At 61.8% G+C, this 23,496-nt stretch carries 15 protein-coding genes and 1 pseudogene; 7 read left to right on the top strand and 9 right to left on the bottom strand.

Annotation, left to right across the window (positions count from 1 at the left end):
* A pseudogene (locus tag SOP85_RS13520) lies at positions 1-685 on the bottom strand (hypothetical protein); the annotation flags it as partial.
* Positions 686-1,199: 514 nt separating this feature from the next.
* Here SOP85_RS13520 and SOP85_RS13515 point away from each other — a divergent pair.
* Complete coding sequence (locus SOP85_RS13515; RefSeq protein WP_323606891.1) at positions 1,200-1,538, top strand: DUF6124 family protein; 339 nt, start codon at positions 1,200-1,202, stop codon at positions 1,536-1,538.
* 156 nt (positions 1,539-1,694) lie between these two features.
* Here the strand turns inward: SOP85_RS13515 and SOP85_RS13510 are convergent, their stop codons facing one another.
* From SOP85_RS13510 to pvdM, 5 genes are all read right to left on the bottom strand, one after another.
* Positions 1,695-4,175: a TonB-dependent siderophore receptor gene (locus SOP85_RS13510; protein ID WP_323627221.1), complete on the bottom strand. Its 2,481-nt coding sequence runs from the start codon at positions 4,173-4,175 to the stop codon at positions 1,695-1,697.
* A 233-nt stretch (positions 4,176-4,408) separates the two neighbouring features.
* On the bottom strand, positions 4,409-6,058 hold the full coding sequence (locus tag SOP85_RS13505) for a cyclic peptide export ABC transporter (protein ID WP_323627220.1): 1,650 nt from the start codon (positions 6,056-6,058) through the stop codon (positions 4,409-4,411).
* Between the two features lie 241 nt (positions 6,059-6,299).
* Complete coding sequence (pvdO, locus tag SOP85_RS13500) at positions 6,300-7,163, bottom strand: dihydropyoverdine dehydrogenase (RefSeq protein WP_323627219.1); 864 nt, start codon at positions 7,161-7,163, stop codon at positions 6,300-6,302.
* 154 nt (positions 7,164-7,317) lie between these two features.
* Positions 7,318-8,598 carry a pyoverdine-tailoring periplasmic protein PvdN gene (gene pvdN / locus SOP85_RS13495; protein WP_323627224.1) on the bottom strand — a complete coding sequence of 427 codons (1,281 nt, stop codon included), beginning with the start codon at positions 8,596-8,598 and terminating at the stop codon, positions 7,318-7,320.
* A 29-nt stretch (positions 8,599-8,627) separates the two neighbouring features.
* On the bottom strand, positions 8,628-9,977 hold the full coding sequence (gene pvdM / locus SOP85_RS13490) for a pyoverdine-tailoring dipeptidase-like protein PvdM (protein WP_323627218.1): 1,350 nt from the start codon (positions 9,975-9,977) through the stop codon (positions 8,628-8,630).
* Positions 9,978-10,195: 218 nt separating this feature from the next.
* Between pvdM and pvdP the strand changes: the two genes are divergently transcribed.
* Positions 10,196-11,815: a pyoverdine maturation tyrosinase PvdP gene (gene pvdP / locus SOP85_RS13485; protein WP_323627216.1), complete on the top strand. Its 1,620-nt coding sequence runs from the start codon at positions 10,196-10,198 to the stop codon at positions 11,813-11,815.
* Positions 11,816-11,958: 143 nt separating this feature from the next.
* Here the strand turns inward: pvdP and SOP85_RS13480 are convergent, their stop codons facing one another.
* From SOP85_RS13480 to SOP85_RS13470, 3 genes are read right to left on the bottom strand one after another with little or no spacing between them, the layout of a single operon-like run.
* A complete protein-coding gene (locus tag SOP85_RS13480; RefSeq protein WP_323627215.1) occupies positions 11,959-13,353 on the bottom strand; it encodes an efflux transporter outer membrane subunit in 1,395 nt (464 codons plus the stop codon).
* Positions 13,354-13,360: 7 nt separating this feature from the next.
* Positions 13,361-15,334, bottom strand: coding sequence for a MacB family efflux pump subunit (locus SOP85_RS13475; protein ID WP_323627214.1), 1,974 nt, complete (start codon positions 15,332-15,334; stop codon positions 13,361-13,363).
* A complete protein-coding gene (locus SOP85_RS13470) occupies positions 15,335-16,507 on the bottom strand; it encodes an efflux RND transporter periplasmic adaptor subunit (protein ID WP_323627213.1) in 1,173 nt (390 codons plus the stop codon). It abuts the gene before it with no gap.
* Positions 16,508-16,875: 368 nt separating this feature from the next.
* On the opposite strand from SOP85_RS13470, the gene SOP85_RS13465 reads away from it, so the two are divergent.
* The 5 genes from SOP85_RS13465 to SOP85_RS13445 all read left to right on the top strand — a co-directional run bounded on the left by SOP85_RS13465 (position 16,876) and on the right by SOP85_RS13445 (position 23,464).
* Complete coding sequence (locus SOP85_RS13465) at positions 16,876-17,358, top strand: sigma-70 family RNA polymerase sigma factor (RefSeq protein ID WP_168758677.1); 483 nt, start codon at positions 16,876-16,878, stop codon at positions 17,356-17,358.
* A gap of 145 nt (positions 17,359-17,503) precedes the next feature.
* Positions 17,504-18,838, top strand: a complete 1,335-nt coding sequence (locus SOP85_RS13460) for a lysine N(6)-hydroxylase/L-ornithine N(5)-oxygenase family protein (protein ID WP_323627212.1) — start codon at positions 17,504-17,506, stop codon at positions 18,836-18,838.
* A gap of 237 nt (positions 18,839-19,075) precedes the next feature.
* The gene (locus SOP85_RS13455; RefSeq protein ID WP_323627211.1) at positions 19,076-19,489 is read left to right on the top strand and encodes a response regulator; all 414 of its coding nucleotides are present in this window, start codon (positions 19,076-19,078) and stop codon (positions 19,487-19,489) included.
* Positions 19,490-19,600: 111 nt separating this feature from the next.
* The gene (locus SOP85_RS13450) at positions 19,601-20,227 is read left to right on the top strand and encodes a response regulator transcription factor (protein ID WP_274075502.1); all 627 of its coding nucleotides are present in this window, start codon (positions 19,601-19,603) and stop codon (positions 20,225-20,227) included.
* Positions 20,228-23,464, top strand: coding sequence for a transporter substrate-binding domain-containing protein (locus tag SOP85_RS13445; RefSeq protein WP_323627210.1), 3,237 nt, complete (start codon positions 20,228-20,230; stop codon positions 23,462-23,464). It abuts the gene before it with no gap.
* Positions 23,465-23,496: the final 32 nt, after the last annotated feature.

Genomic DNA, 23,496 nt, shown 5'->3' with positions numbered 1-23,496 from the left:
CGCGGGGCAGGAAGTCGGCGACCTTGCCGGACCGGGGGCGGTAGTAAACGTGCAGGCCGCGTTGTTCGGGATCGTCGGGGTGCGGATCGTTCGCTGTCACCTTGACCCGATGTACTTCGGCCCAGAATCCCGGGCGCGCCAGGGTCGGATCGTCGTAATAATTCATCCAATCCTGCAGGTGCATGTACAGGCTGTAGAAGACCAGGCTCGGCGGCTTGTCCGTGCAGCCCTGGATCTTCGGTGGCTGCAGGCGATGGCGGACCAGCACAAAGTTGCGCGAGAAGGGTTTGTCGACGGTGATCTTGTGGTCGTAGTAGGTCGTCTTCGGCGATTCCTGGTCGATGCGGTAAGCCACCACTTCGCCGTCGGCCAGGCAGTGCACGCTGGATTGCTCCAGGCCCACGGCGGTACCGCTGTCGAAATGCACGCCGCCGTGCCACAGACCATTGCGGCCCAGAGGGTAGTAACCGGCGGTGGCGTTGGCAAGGTGGGTCAACTGCTGCAGTGGGTCGCGCGTGTCCTTGAACGGGTGGCACCAGTTTTTCAGTGGCGGCAAGCCGTCGGTTTTCGAGGCCGTCGGCGGGGTGATGGGCTGGGTGTCGGGGGTAGGCCACACCGAGGGCATGGTCCTGGGGGTGCTTGAGTCGTAGTGGCGTCCAAAAATCCAGTCGAGCAGCTTTCCCATGATGTGTACGCTCCTTGTAATGGAAGGGGATCAGGCAGAGGAACTGTTAGCTTCAGGAGGCTGGCGGGCGCTCAGGCATCAGGGGATTTTTATGACCATCCACGTGCCAACGCTCGCAAGCTTTTACGAAGTCGGTCGAAGTGGAAATAGGGCTTTTCTGATGGATGCGTAGGACGCTTCTGAACATCCTAATCTTTGTCAGAAGGCCCACATTGCCTTGCGTCGTTGCCTACATGTACTCCAGAATCCGCCGGCTTGTGCGCCTTGGGGCTGCTCGGTAACTTGGATCGGGTCACTGATTGTCAGTGATCGGGTTTAGTAGCCCGTGGTGTTATCAGTAAGGTGTACAGGCTCTGTCAATCAGGTATCCCATCCCTGATCTTGATGGTGGCTGGCGCAGGGCGCTTCGGCGCGCCGGTAAATGCTGATCTCCCCGGTCTACTAACCTGCGTCCAGCCGCCACCCTTCTTTTAGTAGAGAAGGGTTGGCGGCTCCAATCAGGAGTAATCAGCATATGATCAGAGAAACGCCGAATCCCCAGCACACTGATCCGACACCCTCATCGGAAAATTCCGAATCTAACAATCCCAACGACCGCATCCCCTCGGCTGCCGACATTCAAGCCACCCCACGCAAACTCTGCAGCATGTTCATCGTCAACCCTGAACTCGATGTCGAAACCCTGCTGGCCCACGCCTGTGAGTCGCTGGCTTCGGCCAACGTCATGGCGTTGGATCTGGCGGATCATATGCAGGGGACTGGCCGCAATTCACTGTTGGGGATTGCCCAGGTGATCATGCTTGGGGAGTTGGCGGTCAATCGCGCGTTGGATCGGATTGATTCGGCGGGATAGAAGATCAAAAGATCGCAGCCTTCGGCAGCTCCTACAGGGGAATGCGTACACCCTGTAGGAGCTGCCGAAGGCTGCGATCTTTTGATTCTGAAATAACGCCCATAAAAAAATGCCCGCATCTCTCAATGCGGGCATTTTTCATTTCAGCTCAGCGACTCAGAAGTCGTACTTGGCCGTGAGTTGAAAGTTACGCGGCTCGCCGTAGAAGGTGGTGCCGAAGTTGCCCAGGCCTGTCAGGTACTTCTTGTCGAAGACGTTGTAGGCGTTGGCGGTGAAGCTCAGGTGTTCGTCGTACTGGTAACGGGTCATCAGGTCGACGAGGGTGTAGCCGCCTTGCTTGAGAGTGGCGGTTGCACCTTGACCGCTGCCATCCACGCTCGGGTTGAAGCTCTGGCCGTAGAAGGCGCTCTGCCAGCTGACGCCACCACCGACGGTGACCTGATCCAGGGCGCCGGGCAGGCGGTAGGTGGTGAACGTACGCACGACGTGTTCCGGTTTAGTGGTGGCCAATGGGAAGCCGTAGATGCGTTGTTCGTCATCGTCACGCGAACGCGCGTAGGTGTAGCCAGCCGACAGGTTCCAGCCTTCGGCCAGTTCGCCGGCCATTTCCAGTTCTACACCCTCGGTGGTGGCGCCGGAGATTGGCTTGTAAACGTCCTGGCCGGTGGTGGTATCCGTGGTGACGTACTGGGCGACGTTGTCCTGTTCAATGCGGAAGAAGGCCAGGCTGGCGTTCAGTCTGCCTTCGAAGTAGGCCGCTTTCAGACCGGTCTCGTAGCTGTCGCCTTCAACCGGGTCCAGGGTCTTGCCGCTGGCATCCTTGTAGATTTGTGGCTGATAGATGTTGGTATAGCTGGCGTACACCGAGTACGTGTCGTCGAGGTCATAGACCACACCCGCGTAAGGCGTGACGACGCCGTGTTCCTTGTAGCTGGCATGGGTGTCAGCCAGGCCGGCGCCGGGGTAGTAGGTGTAATCCTCGTTGTACTTGAAGGTGCTGACACGGCCGCCGAGGATGAACGACAGGTCGTCTGTCGGACGCAGGCGGGTGGCCAGGTAAGCGCCGTTCTGGCTTTGGGTGCGTTCGTACTTGCCGTTCTTCGGAAACTCCGGTTTGGCAATGTGGCCTTTCCAGTCGAAGATGTCACCCGGCACCAGTCCGAACTCGGAGCTGTCGTAGGTCGCACCGGTCTGGCGTGAATGGGAGGTCATGAAACCCGCCACCAGTTCATGCTCGCGACCGCCCAGGCTGAACGGGCCGGAAACGTTGACGTCAGCGGTGTTCTGCACGCGATGGCCTTCCCAGCGCCCCCAGTAGAAGAACATGCCTTCGCCGGTGTTGCGATCCGGGTTGCCGCCGCTGGCGGAGGCCAGTTGGGTATCGTGATCGGTGGTTTTCTGGTCGAACGTGGCCTTGAGTTTCCAATCGTTGGCCAGTGCTTGTTCCAGGGAGGCGAAATAAGTAGTGCTGTCGAAATCACGACGGCTCCAATCGGAACCCGGGTTGAAACTGCGAGAGAAATCGGTACGACCACCGTCGCTATAGAACGGTGAGTTACCGGTCCAGGAACTGCCGCGAGGGGTTGCGCTGGACCTGTCCACACCCAGGGTCAGCAAGGTGTCGTCGGTCAGGTCGGCTTCGAGGATGCCGTAGTACAGGTCTTTCTTCTGGCTGTAGTGGTCGATGTAGGAGTCCTTGTCCTGCAAGGCTCCGACAAAGCGGCCGCGCACGCTGCCGGTGTCGTTCAGCGAACCGGAGATATCACCTTCGGTGCGGTAATTGTCCCAGGAGCCAACAGTGCCGCTGACCGAAGCCTTGAAGTCCTTGGTCGGTTTCTTGCGCACCAGGTTGACGGTGGCGGCCGGGTCACCAGCGCCGGTCATCAGGCCGGTCGAGCCCTTGATGACTTCGATGCGGTCGAGGCTGGCGGAGTCGTCGCTGTTGTTCGGGTTTTCACCGTAGACACCGTCGTAGGGAATGTTGACGCCATCGTACTGAAAGTTGGTGATGGCAAAGCCACGGGTGGAAAACTCGGTACGGTCGCTGTCGTACTTCTGCATGGTGACGCCGGGCGTGTTACGCAGGACATCACCCACACTCTTTGAGCCTTGATCGTCCATCTGCTGACGGGTCACCACGGTCACCGACTGCGGCGTTTCGCGAATGGTCAGTGGCAGCTTGGTGGCGGTGGTGGTCGCGCCCGTGGTGTAGGAGTCGGTGCCTTCAGTGGTCAGTCCCAGGGCCTGGCCGGAAATGGTGGTGGCGCCCAGTTGCAGGCTCGACGAGCCGCCGGACACCAGTGTCACGCTGTTGCCGTTGATCTGGAACGAAATGCCGGTGCCCTTGAGCATCTCGGCCAGGGCCGCGGAAGGCTCCAGCGAGCCGGACACCGCACGGGACTTGATGCCGGCCACCTGATCCGGGCTGTAGAGGATTTGCAGGTTGGTCTGCATGCCCAGCTGGGTCAGGGCGCTGGCCAGTGGCTGAACGGAAATACTGACTTTCACAGGTGCCGCATTGACCATCGAGCTCCCCAGCAAGGTGGCGGTCAGCAGAACGCTGGTCAACAGGGTTTTATGCAGTGACGGGCGCTGTACGGCCAGCGCGAGAGGTGTACGGCGTGGAAGAGATCGCATTACTTGCCTGTGCTCCTGAAAAGTGTTTTGTGAAGTTTTTGTTAATGGGAATGATTATTAAGACGGAGCACTGACAGGAAACCGGAAAAATAATTTTTGAAGGTTCGGAACTGCGCAAAACCTGTGGGAGCGGGCTTGCTCGCGAAGGCGGTGTGTCAGTCAGCATTAATGTCGCCTGACACGACGCTTTCGCGAGCAAGCCCGCTCCCACATTTGAATGGCGCCAGACTTGATCAGGCGGTTGTCAGCTCGGTCACGACCCGTCCGCTTTCCATGCGCACCAGTTGGTCGGCGACGTCGAAGTAGCGGTCGTCGTGGGAGATCACGATGATGGTCTTGCCCAGGCGCTTGAGGTCCGGCAGTAGCTCGGTGTAGAAAATCCGCCGGAAGGTCGGGTCCTGGTCGGCCGCCCACTCGTCGAACACCAGCACCGGACGCTCTTCCAGCCAGGCATTGACCAGCGCCAGGCGCTTGCGCTGGCCGGTGGACAGGTCGGTGGTGGTGAAGTTGCCGTCCTTGACGCTGACCTTGTGCGCGATCTCCAGGCGCTGCAGGTATTTGTTGGCGTCTTCGGGGATATGCGTATCGCCCTGGACCACGTCGTCGAACAGGTAGTAGTCGGCAAAGATGGTGGTGAACAGCTGGCGATAGTCGTCGCGGTTGTGCGCGTCGATGGCCTCGCCGTTGACCCGGATCTGCCCCTGTTGCGGCGTGTATAGACCCAGCAGCAACTTGATCAGGGTGGTCTTGCCACAGCCGTTCTCGCCGACGATGAAGGTGATGTCGCCCTGCTTGATCGACAGGTTGACCGGGCCCAGCTGGAACGGCGCCGCCCCCTCGACCGCCGGGAAGGCGTAGCGTACGTCCGCCAGTTGCAGTTCGTGCACGGCCTGCTTGACCTTGCCCTGGTCGCTGAGCAGCAGGTGCGGTTCCGGGGTGGAAAACTGTTCGGACAGTTCGGCGATGCGGCGGAAGGCGATCTGCGCGCGGCTGACGATGGGCAGGGTGCTGATCAAGTGCTCCAGCGGGCCTTTCATGTACAGCAGCACCAGGACGAAGCCGCTCATCACGGTTTTGTCGGCGCTCGGCCAGAAGGTTTGCAGGGCCAGGGCCAGGCCGATGACTACGAAGAACAGCATCGAGCCGAAGGTCTTGGCGATGACGAAGGTGTTGATCGAACGCACCTGGGTGTTGCAGATGAATTCGGCGGTGCCCTTGATGCCCGCGGTGAACATGCGCTGGCGGCGTGGGCGATGAATGCGCAGTTCCTTGGCGCCTTCGGCAATCGCGTTGTAGTGCTTTTGCAGCTCGTCTTCAGCCTCGCGAGCGGCCATGAAACCTTGCACGCCCTTGCTCTGGGCGTAGGCCTGGATGGCGGTGCCGATCAGGATCGCGGCGACCATGATCAGGAACATCGGCCACGACAGGATCGCCAGGTAACCCATGCAACCCAGGGTCACGGTGACGGAAATCGCCAGCGGGGCGAAGGCGAAGGCGAAGTCGCTGATGGTGTCGACGTCGTGGGTCAGCACCGGGATCAGGCGATGGCTGCGATAGCGCTCGATCTGTTCGATCGGCGCCGACAGCACCTTCTCGCCCAGCTGTTTGCGCAGCTTGGCAATGATGTGCTGGCCGACGTAGTTGGTGCCGATGTCCGAGCAGATCGAACTGGCCAGCGCCAGCAGGCACAGGCCGGCGAACAGCGCGACCACGCCCTGGGTCAGGCCGCTGTCCGAATGCAGGGCATTGTTGATGGTCGCCAGCAACACCGTGACGCTCAGGCCGCCGACCATGCCCAGGAAAGTGGACGCGGCGACGATGAGTCGAAAGGGTTTGAGCAGGGCGAACAGCTCGCCGATGGCGCCGCGGGTGGGCTGGGTCATGGAAGACGGTTCCTTGGGTCGGAAGGCAGATACCCAGTAGAACGTCTGGTCGAGGGGTTAATTTAGACAGTGGGCGACTGGTGGTGACTGTGGGTTGTCAGTTGATTTCTTCAGCGACTGACGCTACGTCTTCGCGAGCAAGCCCGCTCCCACATTCGACCGTGTTTCGTCAGGCGGGATGCGTTCAAGTGTGGGAGCGGGCTTGCTCGCGAAGAACGATTATGCGGTGACCCTGTCGGGCCTAGAGTTCGCGGATTACGCGAAAGCCCATCCAGTCCCCACGCTCCTGCGGGTACTGGCTGTTGCGGTTGCCGGAGCGGGAGAACACCGGGGCTTCACCCCAGTCGTTGCCGCGGATGCGCACGGCTTCGCAGTTGGCTTCCAGCCAGGCGCTGCCGTCGGTGGGGGCGCCGACGTAGTTCGGGTGTTCGCAGTCTTCAACCCATTCATAGACGTTGCCGTGCATGTCGTACATGCCGAAGGCGTTCGGTGGGTAGCTGCCCACCGGCGAGCTGAAGCTGAAACCGTCGGCCGGGCCGTAGGTGTTGGCGTGTTTGGCGATGCTGTATCCCTTGCCTTCATCGAACGGGAAGGGGAATGGGCCTTTGGTGCCTGCGCGTGCGGCGTATTCACGTTGGGCCTCGCTGACCATGCCGTACTTCTGCCCGGTTTTTTTCGACAGCCAGGCGACATAGTTTTTCACGTCGTCGAAGTTCATGCACACCGCCGGCTGGCGCGGGCTCTGCGGGTAGCGCGGCTTGCTGGCGACGCACTCGCGGCCTGGGCGGGTATCGCCGTTGGCGATGGTCACGCCGCTTTCTTTCACATAGCTGTCCCACTCACCGGCGGTGATCTGGAAGCGGCTCATGGCGAAGGGCTTGGCGAAGGTGACTTCATGCATCGGACCTTCATCGGGCTCGCGGCCGACTTCGTCATCGGGGGTGCCCATGGTGAAGGTTCCGGCGGGCAGCACGACCATTTCGGGGCAGTTTTTGCAGTCCTTGAAGACCTTGCCGGGTTGGGGTGGCGTGGCGGCCTGCGCAGCAGCCGGAAGCAGACTGGCGAGGATGGCAGCCAGTCCGGCGGTCAGCAGATTTCGGTTCATGACTCATCTCGATCAAAGAAAAAAACGGGTGTTGTGCGAGGTCCAATGTGGGAGCGGGCTTGCTTGCGAATGCGGTGTGTCAGGCAACATGAGTGTCGACTGACACACCGCATTCGCGAGCAAGCCCGCTCCCACAGGGTTTCGCGTCATGCCTTCAGGCGGTTTTGTTCAGCAGGGACATGAAGCGGTCGATTTCGTGTTCGTTGTTGAGCAGGCCGGGGGCGATGCGGATCACCGGGCCGACGTCGCGGTCCACCGAGTCGCAGACCACGCGGTTCTGCATCAGTTGGCCGGCGACCTTTTCACAGTCCTGGTCCTTGATCCGGAAGAAGGTGAAGCCGGCGGACAATTGCGGGCTCTTTGGCGTGACCAGTTCGATCCGCGGCTGTTCCAGCAGGCGGTCCTTGGCATAGCTGTTGAGTTCATGGATGCGCGCCTGCACCTCGGCCTTGCCCAGGTCCAGATGCAGCTTGAATGCTTCGTCTGCGGCCCAGCGGTGTTCGAAGCTGTGATAGCCGCCGGGGGTCATGATGGTTGCGAAGTCGATGGATTCGCTGAAGGTCGGAATGATCGGCGTGACGTCCCTGACCTCGGCGGAGCGGGCGCAGATGATCCCGGTACCCCGGGGGCCGAACATCCATTTGTGGGTGCCGGCGATGAAGAAGTCGCAGTGCATATCGGGAAACTCGAGGTCCTCGACGCCAAAGCCGTGCACGCCGTCGACCACATAGAGGATGCGGTCTTTCTCGTCGCGCTGGCGGTTCAACTCTTCGACCAGCTTGCCGATTTCGCCGATCGGCAGTTTCACGCCGCTGCCCGATTGCACCCAGGTCATGCCCAGCACACGGGTCTCGGGGCGGATGCCCTGGGTGATCGAAGCGAGCACTTCATCCACGGAAACGTCGCGGCTGTTGTCGAACAGCTTGAGCTTGCGCACCTGGGTCCCCTGGCGTTGCTGACGAAATTCCAGGGTGTAGTTGGTCGAGTAGTGTTCGTGTTCGCTGACCAGGATTTCCTGGTCCGGGCGCACATGAATGCCGCCATAGATCATCGCCAGGCCTTCTGTGGTGCTGCCGGTCAGCGCGATCTGCTCAGGCTTGGCATTGAGGTAACGACCGGCCCAGACCCGCACGTTGTGCTCGCGTTTCTCGGTTTCCTGCAGGTCCCAGTCCATGGCCCGGCCAGGGTTGCGGTCGATGTTGGCGCGGTGCATGTCGATCGCGTTGCGCACCGGCGTGGGGTGCGAGGTGACGAGGAAATTGGCGAAATGCAGGTAGTCCGGGTCCTGATTGAACAGCGAGCGCAATTGCGCCCATTTGCCCTTTGGCAAGGGCTGGGGATTGCCGGCCAGCGCCGGCAGGTTCACGCCAGCAGCCAGGGGCAGGCCAGCGGCGAGAATGCCGGCCTGCTTGAGGAAGGAACGACGGTTGGTCATGGCTTGGGCTTCGCTTGGCAAAAGTGGCATCAGTTTTTCGCGACGGGGCGGGCGGATTTCTCGACCTGGTCCCAGACCCGCAGGAAGTTGCCGCCCCAGAGCTTGGCGATATCAGCCTCGCTGTAACCGCGGCTGATCAACTCGGCGGTCACGTTGCGTGCCTCGCTGACGTCCTTCCAGCCGTCCAGGCCGCCGCCATCGTTGAAGTCGGAGCTGATGCCGACGTGATCGATGCCGATTTTCTTCACCGCATAGTCGATCGCGTCGCCATAGTCCTTGAGGGTGGCCTTGGGTTCTTCGTCGACGATCGCGTAGAGCTCGCTGGCGTATTCGCCGAACCGTTGCTCAGACCACACGGTGATGATCGGGTCGCCCGGCATCAACGCCATCTCCAGGCCTTGCAGCGGTTGCAGGTCGAAACGCGCACGCAGGGCGTTGAGTTTGTCCTGGGTGGCCTGGCTCAGCGGGCGGATGTAGGTCGGGAAACCGACAATCTGCACCACGCCGCCGCTGTCCTTGATCAGCTGCATCTCGTGGTCGCTAAGGTTGCGCGGGATGTCCACCAGGGCGCGCGGGGCAGAGTGCGAGGCGACCATCGGCGTGCGGCTCAAACGGGCTACTTGCTCCAGGGCCTTGGTCGACATCTGCGACACATCGATGATCACGCCGAGGTCGTTGAGGCGCTGCACGGCTTGCTTGCCGATGTCCGAGAGACCGCCGAGGGCGTCCCGGGAATCGTTGAAGAACGGCAATGGCCTGGAAGAATCAGCCCAGGCGTTGTTGCCCACATAACTGAAGCCGAACATGCGCATGCCCCGCGCCGCCCATTTGTCCAGGGCGTTGAGGTCGTTGCCCAGCGGGTAGGCGTTGAGCATGCTCATGAAGATCGCGAACTTACCTTCGCCATGCAGGCGGCGGAAGTCGTCGGGGGTGTAGGCGATGGCGGCCTGATTGGGAAAATCCCGCACCAGGGCGCTGATGATCTTGTAGCGGGTTTCCTGCTCGAAGCGTGCCTCTTCGATGAACCCGGCGGTGGGGCGATGTGGCGCGTTGGCGCCGTTCCAGATTTCCGGCCAGCCGAAAATCGTCAGGGCCGCGCCGGACAGGCGTCCGCGCCCGCTCTTGACCAGGTCGAACTGGCCGCTGCCGTCCTTGTCGGCTTCATTGCCGGCGGTGCCGAAGTCCATGGGGATGGTGATGTGGCTGTCGAACGAGAGAAGGCGCTCATGCAGATCATCGGCCTGTTTCATCACCTTGACCGGGTAGCCGGGATTGTCCTTGAACCAGTAGTTCCAGGCCGCAAAGCCTGCGCCCGCGCTGATCGCCAGGGCCAGCGGCAGGCCGATGAAAAGAGCCTTTTTCGAACGTGGTTTTGTCATTGCCGTCTCAGTCAGGTTCGCCTTTGCTATCTGTGGGGAACGAGTGGCCGAGGAAGGAATTTAGTGTTTGTGCTGGCCTCTTCGCGAGCAAGCCCGCTCCCACATTGGAATGCGTCCTCATGTGGGAGCGGGCTTGCTCGCGAAGCTTTTAAATTTGTGCAGGCAACAAACGTTCTAGCTTGGATAAAGCCTGCTTCATGGCTGACACAGGTAGGGCAATGACGATTTCTCGACGATGGTTCATGGCAGGCCTGGCGCTGACCGGCGCTGCCGTGCCTGCGGCTTTTTATGGGCATCGTGAATGGACGAAGCCGGACCCGACGATCACGCCGGGGGAAGCTTCATTCGATGTGGCGGATGTCGCCGGCCAACGCCTGGCGGACACCCTGCGCGGGGTCTGGCAGATCCGTTTCGAAGGTCGCGATGCCGGGCTCGAGGGCTTGCCACAGGACGGGTTGGAGCTGTTTCTCGACATCGGCCACAAGGGCCGTGGCCTGATCGGCTTTCTCGACACCGCCGAGCGTTTGCGTGGCAGCGAAGCGCCGCGTTATCGGGTGCTCGGCGATGTGGCCGGGGTCAAGCCGGCCCAATTGAGTTGGCGCTTGCTCAGCGCCCGTGGCAGCTGTGATTACGAATTCAGCATGGCACTGGACGAAGTCTGGGCCGGTTTCGGTAACGCCGGCAGCGGCAGCCTCAGTGGTCGCGTGCTGGATCTGGATCGTCCCTTGATGCTGACGGCCCAGGACAATCGCTTCGTCGCGGTCAAGAAAGTGTTCCCCGAAGCCCGCGAGCGAACCGGTCTGAATCCGCCACTGCTGGCCTGGCTGACGTCCCAGGAACATCGGTTGTTCCACCAGCTCTGGCATGCGTCCCGGGACAAATGGCACACCTTGCCCGAAGACAAACGCAACGCCTTGCGCGGCATCGGCTGGCAGCCCGGGCCGCGGGACCAGGAGCGTGACGCCCGGGGCAAGCGCAAGGATCGCAACGGCTCGGGGGTGGACTTTTTCTTCATGCACCGGCACATGCTCGGCACGGCGCGTTCGATGATGGACTTGCCGTCGTGGACGCAGTTCCCCTTGCCGCAACCGGAGCTGGCCCGTGACCGCATCGGCTTCGCCAATTATTTCGACAACCACGACGGTACGGCGCTGCCGCCGACCTGGTTGGCCGAAGACGATGACGAGTATTCGCAGTGGGTCAGCGACATCAAGACCGCCGAGACCTACCACAGCAATTTCCAGGTATGGGAGTCGCAATACCGCGATCCGCGTTACCTGTCGAAGCTGACCCTGGGGCAGTTCGGCTCAGAGGTCGAGTTGGGCCTGCACGACTGGCTGCACATGCGTTGGGCCTCGGTGCCGCGCGATCCGTCCAACGGCCAGCCGGTACCGTTCGCCCGCGATCCGTCGGACTTTTCCGCGCGCTGGTATGCGCCGGAAAACGACTTCCTCGGCGATCCGTTCTCGTCCCACGTGAACCCGGTGTTCTGGCACTTCCACGGCTGGATCGACGATCGCCTGGAAGACTGGTTCCGCGCCCATGAGCGTTTTCATCCGGGGGAGGTGAGTCGGCTTGAGGTCAACGGCGTGCAGTGGTTCGCGCCGGGACGGTGGGTCGAGATCGATGATCCGTGGCTCGGCCCGGGGACCCATGGTTGCAGCACCACGCCGGGGTTGCAGGCGGGGAAATCGGTGGAGATGGACCCGGAGACCATGAAACTGGCGTTGCGGATTACCTTTGGTGAGGATGAAAAGAAGCTCGCGGATCTGTTCCGCAAGGTGCCGCAGCGGCCTTGGTATGCGCGGAATCTGAAGGCCAAGACGGTTTCGAGTTAACCGCCCCCCAACCATGCGGCACACAAAAAACCTGTAGGAGCTGGCTTGCCAGCGAAGGCGGCCAGACAGGAGATATTGATATTGGATGTGCCGGCCTCTTCGCTGGCAAGCCAGCTCCTACAGGTATTGCGGCAATATCACGATCACAAGGCCTGCCACCCACCGCCAAGCGCCTTGTACAACGCAATACTCGCCTGCATCCGCGCCAACCTCAGCTGCACATTCAAATCCTGCGCCGCATACAGCGTGCGTTGCGTCTCCAGCACCGTCAGCAAATCCTCGGCCCCCGCTTCATAACGGCTTTGCGCAATGTTGAACGCGGTCTGCGCCTGGCTCAGTTCCTCGCTTTGCCATTGCCGCTGTCCGTCCAGCCCGCGAATGCTGTTGAGGGCTTTTTCCACATCGGCGAAACCATTGATGATCGCACCGCGATAGGTCTCCAGCAGTTCTTCCTGGCGGCCCAAAGCCTTGTCGCGTTGGGCGCCCAGGCGCCCGTTGTTGAACACCGGCGCCAGCAGCCCGGCGGTGAGGTTGTGAAAAGGGCTGCGCAGGATGTCGCCAGCACTGTCGGCACCCGAGCCGATTTCCGCGCTCAGGGTAACGGTCGGCAGCATGGCGGCGCGGGCGACGGTGACGTCGGCCTGGGCGGCGGCCAGTTGCGCTTCGGCCCGGGCGATGTCCGGGCGCCGGCTGAGCAATTCACTGGGGACACCGGCGTCGATGGCGGGCCAGGACAATTGATCGAAGTGTTCCTGGACCAGCGCCAGTTCCTGCACCGGGCGGCCGAGGAGGGTGGCGAGGCTGATCTGCGCGTCCCTGGCCTGTTGTTGCACCAGCGGCAATTGGCGTTGCTGCGCCGCCACCAGGCTTTTTTGCTGGGCCAGTTCCAGGGCGGTCGCGGAACCTGAGTCGAAGCGGGTCTGCACCAGTTTCAACACGTTCTGCGCGTTGGCCAGGTTCAGCTCGGCAATGCGACTCTGCTCCTGCAACGACAAGGTTTGCGCATAGGTGTTGGCCACGCCGCTGAGCAGCGTCAACTCGACGGTGGCCTGATCGAACTCGCTGGCCTGCAAGGCAAATTGTGCGCTGTCACGGGACGCACGCTGGCCACCCCAGAAATCGATTTCGTAGCTGGCACTGAGGCTGGCGTTGAAGTAATCGACGGCGCTGTTGTCGCTGTCCGCATCCAGTTGGCTGTAGCCATCGCCGCGCAGCAGTTTTTGCCGGTTGGCATTAAGCGCGGCCTTGACCTCCGGCAGCTGTGAGCCCGCCGCGACCACCGTTTGCGCCTGAGCCTGGCGCACCCGGGCGATGGCGGAGGCCAGGTCGTAACTGCCCACCCGGGCCTGTTCGATCAGGCGACCCAGTTGCGGGCTGCCAAAGCGGTTCCACCATTGCTGGTTGTCGCGGCTGGCGCCGGCGGTGTGCGGCGATTGCCAGGCGGCGGGCGGCGTTATGCCGCTGTCCGGGCGCTGGGCAGGACTGCCACAGGCGCCGAGCAACAGGCAGAGGGTCAACACACTCAGTTGCGGCTTCATCGAGAGATCATTCACTGGTAAGGGCCGTGACCGGGTCGAGTCGGGCAGCTTTGCGGGCCGGCATGAAGCCGAAGACAACACCGGTGACCAGGGCGCAGCCGAAGGCGCCCAGCACCGCTATCAGGGAGAACGCCACGGCGACTTCGCTGAGGATCAGCACGCCGCCGACGATCAGCGCCAGGGCGATCCCGGCCAGGCCGCCGACCACCGAGAGCATCACCGCTTCGGTGAGGAACTGGCGCAGGATGTCCCGCTGGCGGGCACCGGTGGCCATGCGGATGCCGATCTCGCGGGTGCGTTCGCGCACGGTCATGAGCATGATGTTCATCACGCCGATGCCGCCCACCAGCAGCGAAATCGCGGCAATCGACCCGAGCATCAGCGACAGGGTGTTTTGCGTGCGTGCTTCGGCCTGGATCATTGCCGCGTTGTTGGTCAGCTCGAAATCCTTCTTGCCGTTGTGCAGGCGCAGCATCAACTGTTCGATGGCGTGCTCGGTCTCCTTGACCTTGCGCGCATCGGCCGCGGCAATCGCGATGTATTCCGGGTTGTGGGTACCGAACAGCCGCACGCTGGCGGCGGAGTAGGGGATGGCGATGCGGTCGTCGCTGTCGGAGTCGCCGGAGCTGGCGCCTTTTTCCGCGAGCACGCCGACCACCTGGAACGGCACGTTTTCGATCAGGATGTACTGGCCGATGGGGTTGGCCACGTCCTTGAGCAGTTTGGTCCGCACCTTGTGGCCGATCACCGCGACCGCAGCTGCGTTCTGTTCATCGGCCTCGGTGAAGTAACTGCCTTCGACCACCGGCCAGTTGAAGATCGCCGGGAAGTTGGTGTCGTTGCCGCCGACGTAGCTCAGGTGGTCGAGGTTGCCGAAACGTACCCCGGCTTCCTGGCCATTGACCGGCATGATGCGCATCACCTGGGGCAGGCTCGCCACCGCCTTGACTTCGTCCAGGGTGACGATGCCCAGCGGCGTTCGCGGGTTGGGCGACGAGCCGCTGAGGTAAATGATGTTGGAGCCGAACGCGCCCATCTGGGCCATGACCTGGCGCTTGCTGCCTTCGCCGACGGCCAGCATCACCACCACCGACGCCACGCCGATGATGATCCCCAGCAGGGTCAGCGCGGTGCGGAACTTGTTGATCCACATCACCCGCCAGGCGGCTTGCACCGCGTCGATCAGTTCGCCTTTCCAGGCGCCGTTGGCTTGCGCGCCTTCCGTCAGGCGCTTGCGCAGGTCCACGGCCTGCAGCGCACCGGGATTGGCCGAGGTTTGCGCGGCGGGATTGTCCCGGGCGCTGTCGCTGATGATCAGACCGTCGCGGATCTCGATGATGCGCTTGGCCCGCGCCGCCACTTCGCGGTCGTGGGTGATGAGGATCACCACGTGGCCCTGGCTCGCCAGCTCGTCGAGCAGCGCCATGACTTCCTTGCCGCTGTGGCTGTCAAGGGCGCCGGTGGGTTCGTCGGCGAGAATGATATGGCCGCCGTTCATCAAGGCGCGGGCGATAGACACCCGTTGCTGCTGGCCGCCGGACAGTTGGTGCGGGCGGTTGCCGGTGCGCGTGGCCAGGCCCAGGCGTTCGAGCAGGGCCGCGGCGCGGGCATGGCGCTCGGCGGCCGGAGTGCCGGCGTAGATCGCCGGCATCTCGACGTTTTCCTGGGCCGAGCCCGACGGGATCAGGTGGTAACCCTGGAACACGAACCCGAAGGCTTCACGGCGCAGCCAGGCCAGTTCATCGCTGCCCAGGGCGGCGACGTTTTCTCCGGCGAAACGGTATTCGCCTGAGGTAGGGCGGTCGAGGCAGCCGAGGATGTTCATCAGTGTCGACTTGCCGGAACCGGAGGCGCCGACGATCGCCACGAACTCGCCGGCATGGATCGACAGGTCGATACCGCGCAACACATGGACTTCAGGGGCGTCGCCACCGCCGTAGGCTTTGCGGATGTCAGAAAGGCAGATCAGGGGCGTCTGCATTCAACCGCCACTCCCGTCGGCCGGGCCGATCAACAAGTGATCGCCCTCCTGCAGGCCGTCGAGGATCTGCACCCGCAGGCGGTCGCTGATGCCGGTGCGCACGTTGCGTTGTTCGATGCTGCCGTTTTTCGCCACCACTTGCGCGGTCTGGCTGTCGGCTTGCGCGCCGGCCTGCAGGGCGGCGATCGGCGCAGTCAGCACGTTCTGCGCCTGATCGGCGACGAAAAATACCTGGGTGGTCATTTCCGCCATCAGTGCGTTGTCGGCGTTGTCGACGTCCAGCAGCACGGTGTACAGCACCACCCGCGCGCTGCCGCTTTTGCTCGAGCTGGCGGGGCTGCCGCCACCCTGGCTGGTCTGGTCCAGGGGTTTGGGCGGTACGGGCAGAATCTGCCGCACGGTGCTTTGCCAGCGCCTGGTGCCGCCGCTGAGGGTGGTGAACCAGGCGTTCATGCCGGGTTTGACGTGGCCGATGTCGGCTTCGGAGACCTCGGCCCACACGGTCATCGGCGACAGCTTGGCGATACGCAGGATCAACGGGGTCTGCTGCTGGGCATTGAGGGTCTGGCCTTCCCGGGCATCCAGCGCGACCACGGTGCCGGACATCGGCGCATAGATCCGCGTGTAGCCGAGCTCGGCCTGGTCGCTGCGCAGGCTGGCCTGGGCCTGGCGGATCTGTGCCTGGAACATGTCGATGCGCGCTTGGGTGGCACGCAGTTCGGCCTGGGCGGTCTGCACGTCTTCTTCGCGAGTGGCGTTGCCGGCCTTGAGGTGTTGCTGGCGCTGGTATTTCTGCTGGGCGAGGTCGTGTTGCGCGCGTTGCTCCTGCAACTGCGCCTTGAGGTTTTCGATGGAGAAGCGCCCCGCATCGAGTTTGGCCTGTTGCGTGGAAGGGTCGATTTCCACCAGCAACTGACCTTCCTTGACCCGGTCACCGACTTCCACATGGATCTTCTGGATCTGCCCGGACGCCTGGGCGCCGACGTCGACATAACGCCTGGGTTGCAGGGTACCCAATGCCGTGACACTGCTTTCGATGTCGGCGCGGGTGACCTGCACGGTGGCGAACTGGTCGCGCCCAGGCGGGATGAACTGCCAGGCGGCGACGGCGACAACGGGGATCAGGCTGAGTGCTACAAGCAGGGCGCGTCGGGTGTGACGGGGACGTTTCATGCAGGGTTCCAAAGCAGTTGAACACTGCCGTGGAGCCGGCAGGGACATGGAGCTGTCCTTGTAGACGAGGACAGCAGCAGGGAATTTAGGCCCGGACACACGGCGTTACACCTGCCCCTGTAGGAGCTGCCGAAGGCTGCGATCTTTTGATTTTAAAGATCAAAGGATCGCAGCCTTCGGCAGCTCCTACGGGGGCGTGCAAGCCGTAGACCATGACTATTTGTCGGGCAAGCCAAAGCAATACTTTAAATCTATATGAGAATTACTATAAATTACGCATCTCAAACTGCCACTATCGTGCCACTGCCAGCTTTTGTGGTCGAGTAGCGGGCTCAAGGACAGTAACCGCACCCGTGCGGACGGGAGTCATGTTGGAAAACTACTATCGAGAGCTGGTGTGTTTCCTCAACGCCAAGCTCGGCAACCGCCAGGTCGCCGAAGATGTGGTGCATGACGCTTATCTGCGAGTCCTGGAGCGCTCCAGCGACACGCCGATCGAGCAACCCCGGGCCTTCCTCTATCGCACGGCCTTGAACCTGGTCATCGACGATCACCGGCGCAATGCGTTGCGTCAGGTCGAGTCGCTGGACGTGCTCGACAACGAAGAGCGCTACTTCAGCCCATCGCCCCTCAGCAGCCTCGATCACGGCCAGCGCCTGGACATGCTCCAGCGCGCCCTGGCGGAATTGCCGCGCCTGTGCCGCGAGAGTTTCCTGCTGCGCAAGATCGAAGGCCTGTCGCACCCGCAGATTGCCGAACACCTGGGCATTTCCAAGGCCTTGGTCGAAAAACACATCGTCAATGCGATGAAGCATTGCCGGGTGCGGATGCGCCAATGGGATGCCCATTGATCTTCGCGTACATCCGTTCTTGTTAAATTTTATTTCACTGTCCTCGTTCCTAATCAACAGACGATCTGCTGTCCTGCTCAAGGCCGGTCAGGTCACTTAGGCTTATCTCCCCGCCGCTCGGGGGCTTATCCAGAGGACACTGGAAATGACACAGGCAATTGCATCGCCCATCGTTCACGACCTGATCGGCGTTGGTTTCGGCCCTTCGAACCTGGCGCTGGCCATCGCCCTGCAGGAGCGCGGGCCGACCCAGGGCGAGCTGGATGTACTGTTTCTCGACAAGCAGGCCAACTACAGCTGGCATGGCAACACCCTGTCGACCCAGAGCGAGCTGCAGATTTCCTTCCTCAAGGACCTGGTGACCCTGCGCAACCCGACCAGTCCTTATTCGTTCGTCAATTACCTCAAGGCCCACGGGCGCCTGGTGGACTTCATCAACCTGGGCACCTTCTATCCGTGCCGCATGGAGTACAACGACTATCTGCGCTGGGTGGCCATGCAATTCGAGAAGCAGAGCCGTTACGGCGAAGAAGTGCTGACCATCGAACCGGTGCTGCACAACCAGCAGGTCGAAGCGCTGCGGGTGATTTCCCGCGATAGCACCGGGCATCAACAGGTGCGCACCACCCGTTCGGTGGTGGTCAGCGCGGGCGGTACGCCGCGTATTCCCGAGGCGTTCAAGGCGCTCAAAAGCGACAACCGCGTGTTCCACCATTCGCAGTACCTGGCGCAGATGGCCAAGCAGCCGTGCGTGAACAACCAGCCGATGAGTATCGCGATTATCGGTGGCGGGCAGAGCGCGGCGGAAGCCTTCATCGACCTCAACGACAGCTTCCCGTCGGTGCAGGTCGACATGATCCTGCGCGGTTCGGCCCTGAAGCCGGCGGACGACAGCCCGTTCGTCAACGAAGTGTTCTCGCCGGAGTTCACCGACCTGGTGTTCCAGCAGGAGAGCAGCGAGCGTGAGCGCCTGGTCAACGAGTACCACAACACCAACTATTCGGTGGTGGACATTGACCTGATCGAGCGGATCTACGGGATTTTCTACCGGCAGAAAGTTTCGGGCGTTGCCCGCCATGCGTTCCGTACCCTGACCACTCTCTCAAAAGCCACCGCCACCGAACGCGGCATTGAACTGACGATGTGCAACAAAGCCACCGGCGAAATTGCGGTCCGTCACTACGACGCCGTGGTGCTGGCCACCGGTTACGAGCGGCAGATGCACCGCAAGCTGCTGGCCCCGCTGGAACAGTACCTGGGTGATTTCGAGGTGGACCGCAACTACAAGTTGATCACCGACGAGCGCTGCAAGGCCGGCATCTATATGCAGGGCTTCTGCCAGGCCAGCCATGGCTTGAGCGATACCTTGCTGTCGATCCTGCCGATTCGTGCGGACGAGATCGCCGGGTCGTTGTATGACCATGGCAAGAACCGTGGGCATCGTTCGGTGGTGGATCTGTTGTTGGCGACTGCCAGCTGAGAACTTCGGCGGCTGTGAGGCCGCCATCGCCAGCAGGCTGGCTCCCACAATAGATCTGCGTACACAGGTCAAATGTGGGAGCCAGCCTGCTGGCGATGAGGCCCTGAAGAACCCTGCGATTCCCCCACGTATCACCAGCGTCAGATTAAGCGGGCAGTATTTCGGATTTTTCCTACAGAACGCTCGGCAGGTCTTCCGTAGTCTTGCCCCCTCATCAATCTGACCCGGGGGGGCACGTTGCCCAACAAGTCCTTACGCATCCTGATCGCTGACCCACAACACTTCAACCGGATGAAAATCGAGCGGCTGTTCAACCAGCTCGATTATTTTCGCGTGGCGCCGGTGCACAGCCTCGAAGAGCTGCTGAACCTGGTCGAGTACGGTTGCGAACCCTTCGATCTGCTGGTCATCAATGCTGGCATGGCCGACGGTAAGCTCGACCTGCTGGATTTCTGTCTCGACAACCGGCAGGTGGCGCACGCGCTGATTTTCGACGGCGAGCACGCGCAACTGCGCCCCACCGCGCCTTTTGCAAGGCAAAAAGTCCAAGTAAGCCATGCCTTGCTGCCGGACCTGGCGACTATCCAGCGGTTGATGGCGGTCGTTGATCGACCTCTACCGTTCGTCGCAACTGTCATTTCTGTCAGGTAGTCCGATCGGTTTTTACGTGCAAGAGTCTATGCGCAGCTGCTGTGTTCATTTCGGGTTCTTGCCCATGGGCCGTCAGTGCCCGAACGTCGTGTTTATGCATAGGGAGTTGCCATGAAGTCAGCGATGGCTGTGGACGATCATCCGGTGGTTCGCGGTGCAGTCAAAAGCGTACTCAGGCATTTGGGATACAAGCGTATCCACGAAGCGGCCTGCGGTAACGAAGTTTTGCCGATGATCCGCGATAATAAACCGGAACTGATTGTGCTGGACCTCAACCTGCCGTCGCTCGACGGCCTGGATGTACTGGCACGGATCCAGATCGAGGAGATGCCATGTAAGGTGGTGGTGTTCACTGCCCAGGAACCGGCGTTTTTCCAGGATCGTTGCATGCGCGCCGGTGCCATGGCCTACGTCGCCAAGACCAACGATCTGGAGCATTTGCAAAAAGCCGTGCAGGCCGTGATGGCCGGTTACACCTATTTCACCCGGTTGCCCACAAGCTCCGTGTCCCTGAGCCAGGCGCAACGCAGTGAAAAACAGATGATCGACAGGCTTTCAGATCGCGAGTTGTCGATTTTCCAGCAACTGGCCCAGGGTAAGAGCAACAAGGCAATCGCCGAAATCATGCACCTGAGCCACAAGACCGTCAGCACCTACAAGACCCGCTTGACTGAAAAACTCAACGTGGAGTCGTCGGTGCACCTGAGAGATCTTGCCCAACGTCATCACTTGATCTGAATGAACGCCATTCGATACCTGCTGTTGGCCCTTTGCCTTTGGGTATCGAGTGTCTGCGCGCAGCCGCAAACCTTGACCTTGCTGGGTCGTTCCAGCGTGGAGGGCCAAGTGCTGCGGTTGTCGGCCGCCGATGCGCGCTGGTTGCAGCAAAAAGACCGTTTGGTGCTGGCCGTTTCAGCCCCGGATTATCCACCTTTCGACATCACCACCGACCACACGCTCGAGGGGGTGACCGCCGACTACGCCGATCTGCTCCGGCAGTTGCTGCGGGTAGAGATCGAAGTCCGGCGCTATCCATCGCGCGAAGACGCCGTTCGAGCCGTCAAGCAAGGCGCGGCAGACCTGCTGGGAACCTCCAACAGCTACGAGTCCCAGGACCCGCAACTAAAAATGTCCCGCGCCTATGCGGTGGATCAGCCGGTATTGGTGACCCGCGTTGATGCACCCCAGGTGCTGGACCCGACACTGGCCGGCAAGCGCCTGGCGATGCTCTACCACTACTTGCCTGAACAAAACGTCCAGCGGTTCTATCCCGAGGCCCAGGTTCAGCTGTTCCCCTCGACACTGGCGGCTGTCGGGGCCGTCGCCTTCGGCCAGGCGGATGTGTACCTGGGCGATGCGATCAGCGCCCATTACCTGATCAGCAAAAACTACCTGAACAACGTCCAGCTGGCTGACTTCTCGCCCATGGAATCCGGGCGCTTCGCCTTTGCCATGGCCGGCGACAACCCGGCGCTGCTGCGCATTGTCGACAAGGCCCTGGCGTTGATAACGGCCAATGAACAGATGAACATCCAGCGCCGCTGGGGAGCGAGCGGGGTGTCCATGCCGGGCACGCAGTCCCTGCAACTGAGTGTGACCGAGCAGCGATGGCTAGACCGGCACCCGCGAGTGAGCGTGGCGATCAACGAGAACATCCCGCCAATTACTTTCCTGGACAGTGAAGGCCGGTTTCGTGGCATCGGTGTCGATGTGCTGGCGAAAATCAGTTTGCGCACCGGTCTGCAATTCGACATCCGCGCCATGCCGTCGGTGGCGCAGATGGTGCAAGCGATCAAGCGTGGCGAGGTCGACGTGCTGGCGGGTATCGGCCTGAGTTCCCTGCGTGAGGAAGACCTGCTGTTTACCCGGGCGTTCCTGACCAGCCCATCGGTGCTGGTGACGCGCCTGGCGCCGGACAGCCCCAGGACCCTGGATGACCTGGCCGGAAAAACCCTGGCGCTGACCCAGGGCAATATCTCAGGCGAGTTCGTTCGCCAACACTTCCCGTTGATCCGGTGTGTGGATGCGCCCTTGTCGGCCGATGCCATGGAAATGGTCGCCCAAGGCAAGGCACAAGGTGCCATCAACTCATTGATCAGCGCCCGTTACCTGATCTCCCGGCAGTACCGTGATCGCCTCCAGGTCACCAGCACGGTGGGCATCGATCCCGCGCGCAGTACCCTGGCGACCGGGCGCGAGGCCAGCGAGTTGCACTCGATCCTGGACAAGGCCTTGCTCAGTATCCCCCCGGAAGAAATCGACGAACTGATACTGCCCTGGCGCAATGACCTGATGGTGGAACAGAGCTATTGGCTGCGCCATCGCCAGAGCATTTTCCAGGCGTTCGCGGTGGCCGGCGCCTTGCTCTTGCTGGCCCTGGCCTGGATCGCCTGGCAGCGCCGGCAGATCCGTCAGCGCCAGCAATGGCTGGCCCGATTGCAGGAGGCCAAGGACGCCGCCGACGATGCCAACCGGGCCAAGACCACGTTCCTGGCAACCATGAGCCATGAGATCCGCACGCCGATGAATGCCCTTATCGGCATGCTTGAACTGGCGCTGAAAAGCGCCGATGAGGGCGTGACCGATCGCCCGGCCATCGAGGTGGCGTCAGATGCCGGGCAACAGTTGCTTGCCTTGATCGGCGACATCCTGGACATTGCCCGTATCGAGTCCGGGCACTTGTCGCTGACGCCGGAGCGAGCCAATCTGCAGGCGCTGGTGCTGTCGGTGTGCCGGGTCTTTGAGGGCCTGGCCCGGCAGAAGAGCCTGCAGTGGCGGGTCGAACTGGACGAGCACAGCGACCGCGATGTGTTGATCGATCCCACGCGATTCAAGCAAGTGCTGTCCAATCTGCTGAGCAATGCCATCAAGTTCACCCACAAAGGCGAGGTCAGCCTGCGCTTGCGAGTCGTGCCCGCGTCGGCGGAGCGTCTCGCGGTCAGTGTGCGTATCGAGGACAGCGGCAGCGGTATCAGCGCCTTTGACCAGCAACGCCTGTTCAGCCCGTTCGTACAGGCCGGCAACCGTCAGCAATCAGGCCGTCAGGGTTCCGGCCTGGGTCTGGTGATCAGCCGCACGCTGTGCGAAATGATGGGCGGGCGCTTGCAACTCTCCAGCGTCCTGGGACGCGGAACCCGGTTGGACATCAGCCTTGAACTGCAGGCATTGCAGACGTTGCCCGGCACTGAAATGGCGCCGAGTGAATCGACGGCAAGGACCCGGCCGCTGACGATTCTGGTGGTGGACGATTACCCGGCCAACCGCTTGCTGCTTTCGCGGCAACTGAGTTACCTGGGGCACCGGGTGCTGCTCGCAGAGGATGGCCAGCAAGGGTTCGAGCAATGGCGTGAACACGCTTGCGATCTGGTCGTCACCGACTGCAACATGCCGGTGGTCAGCGGTTATGAACTGGCGGGTGCGATCCGCGATGAGGAACGCTTCCAGCTGGGGTCGCCAACGGTGATCCTGGGCTTCACCGCCAACGCTCAACCCGAGGAGAAAATGCGTTGTATCGAAGCGGGGATGGACGATTGCCTGTTCAAACCCATTCGACTGGTCGACCTGAGCGCCTGGTTGGCCACGCGTTTTTCCAGCGAATCGCCAGGCCTGAGCGCAGCGCCTTCCAACAGCGAAATCGATTTAAGCGGCTTGCAACGCTACACAGGGGCCGACAATGAACTGATCACTCAGTTGTTGCATGACCTGGCCGTTGCCAATCGCGATGATCGCGAACGTCTGCGGCAAGAACATGCCAGTGGTAACTACCACGGCTTGAAGGACCTGGCGCACCGCATCAAAGGTGGCGCGCAGATGGTCCGGGCGCAGGCGCTGGTGGCGTGTTGCGAGCAACTGGAGCGTGCCTGTGGCGAGGGCGATGCCGCACTGATCGACGCCGCCGTCGATCAGTTGCACCAAGTCATGACGCGCCTGGACCGCAGTCTTGAGCAGGGCTGCGGCTTGAACCCGGCGGTTTAATCCCAGGCTGGCGCCAGGCCCTTGGGCTTGCC

The organism is Pseudomonas sp. YuFO20 (genome assembly GCF_035064975.1).
GTDB classification, from domain to species: Bacteria; Pseudomonadota; Gammaproteobacteria; order Pseudomonadales; family Pseudomonadaceae; genus Aquipseudomonas; species Aquipseudomonas putida_AE.
The sequence above is the reverse complement of the archived record's forward strand: the minus strand, read 5'-3'. Positions and strand labels throughout refer to the sequence as shown.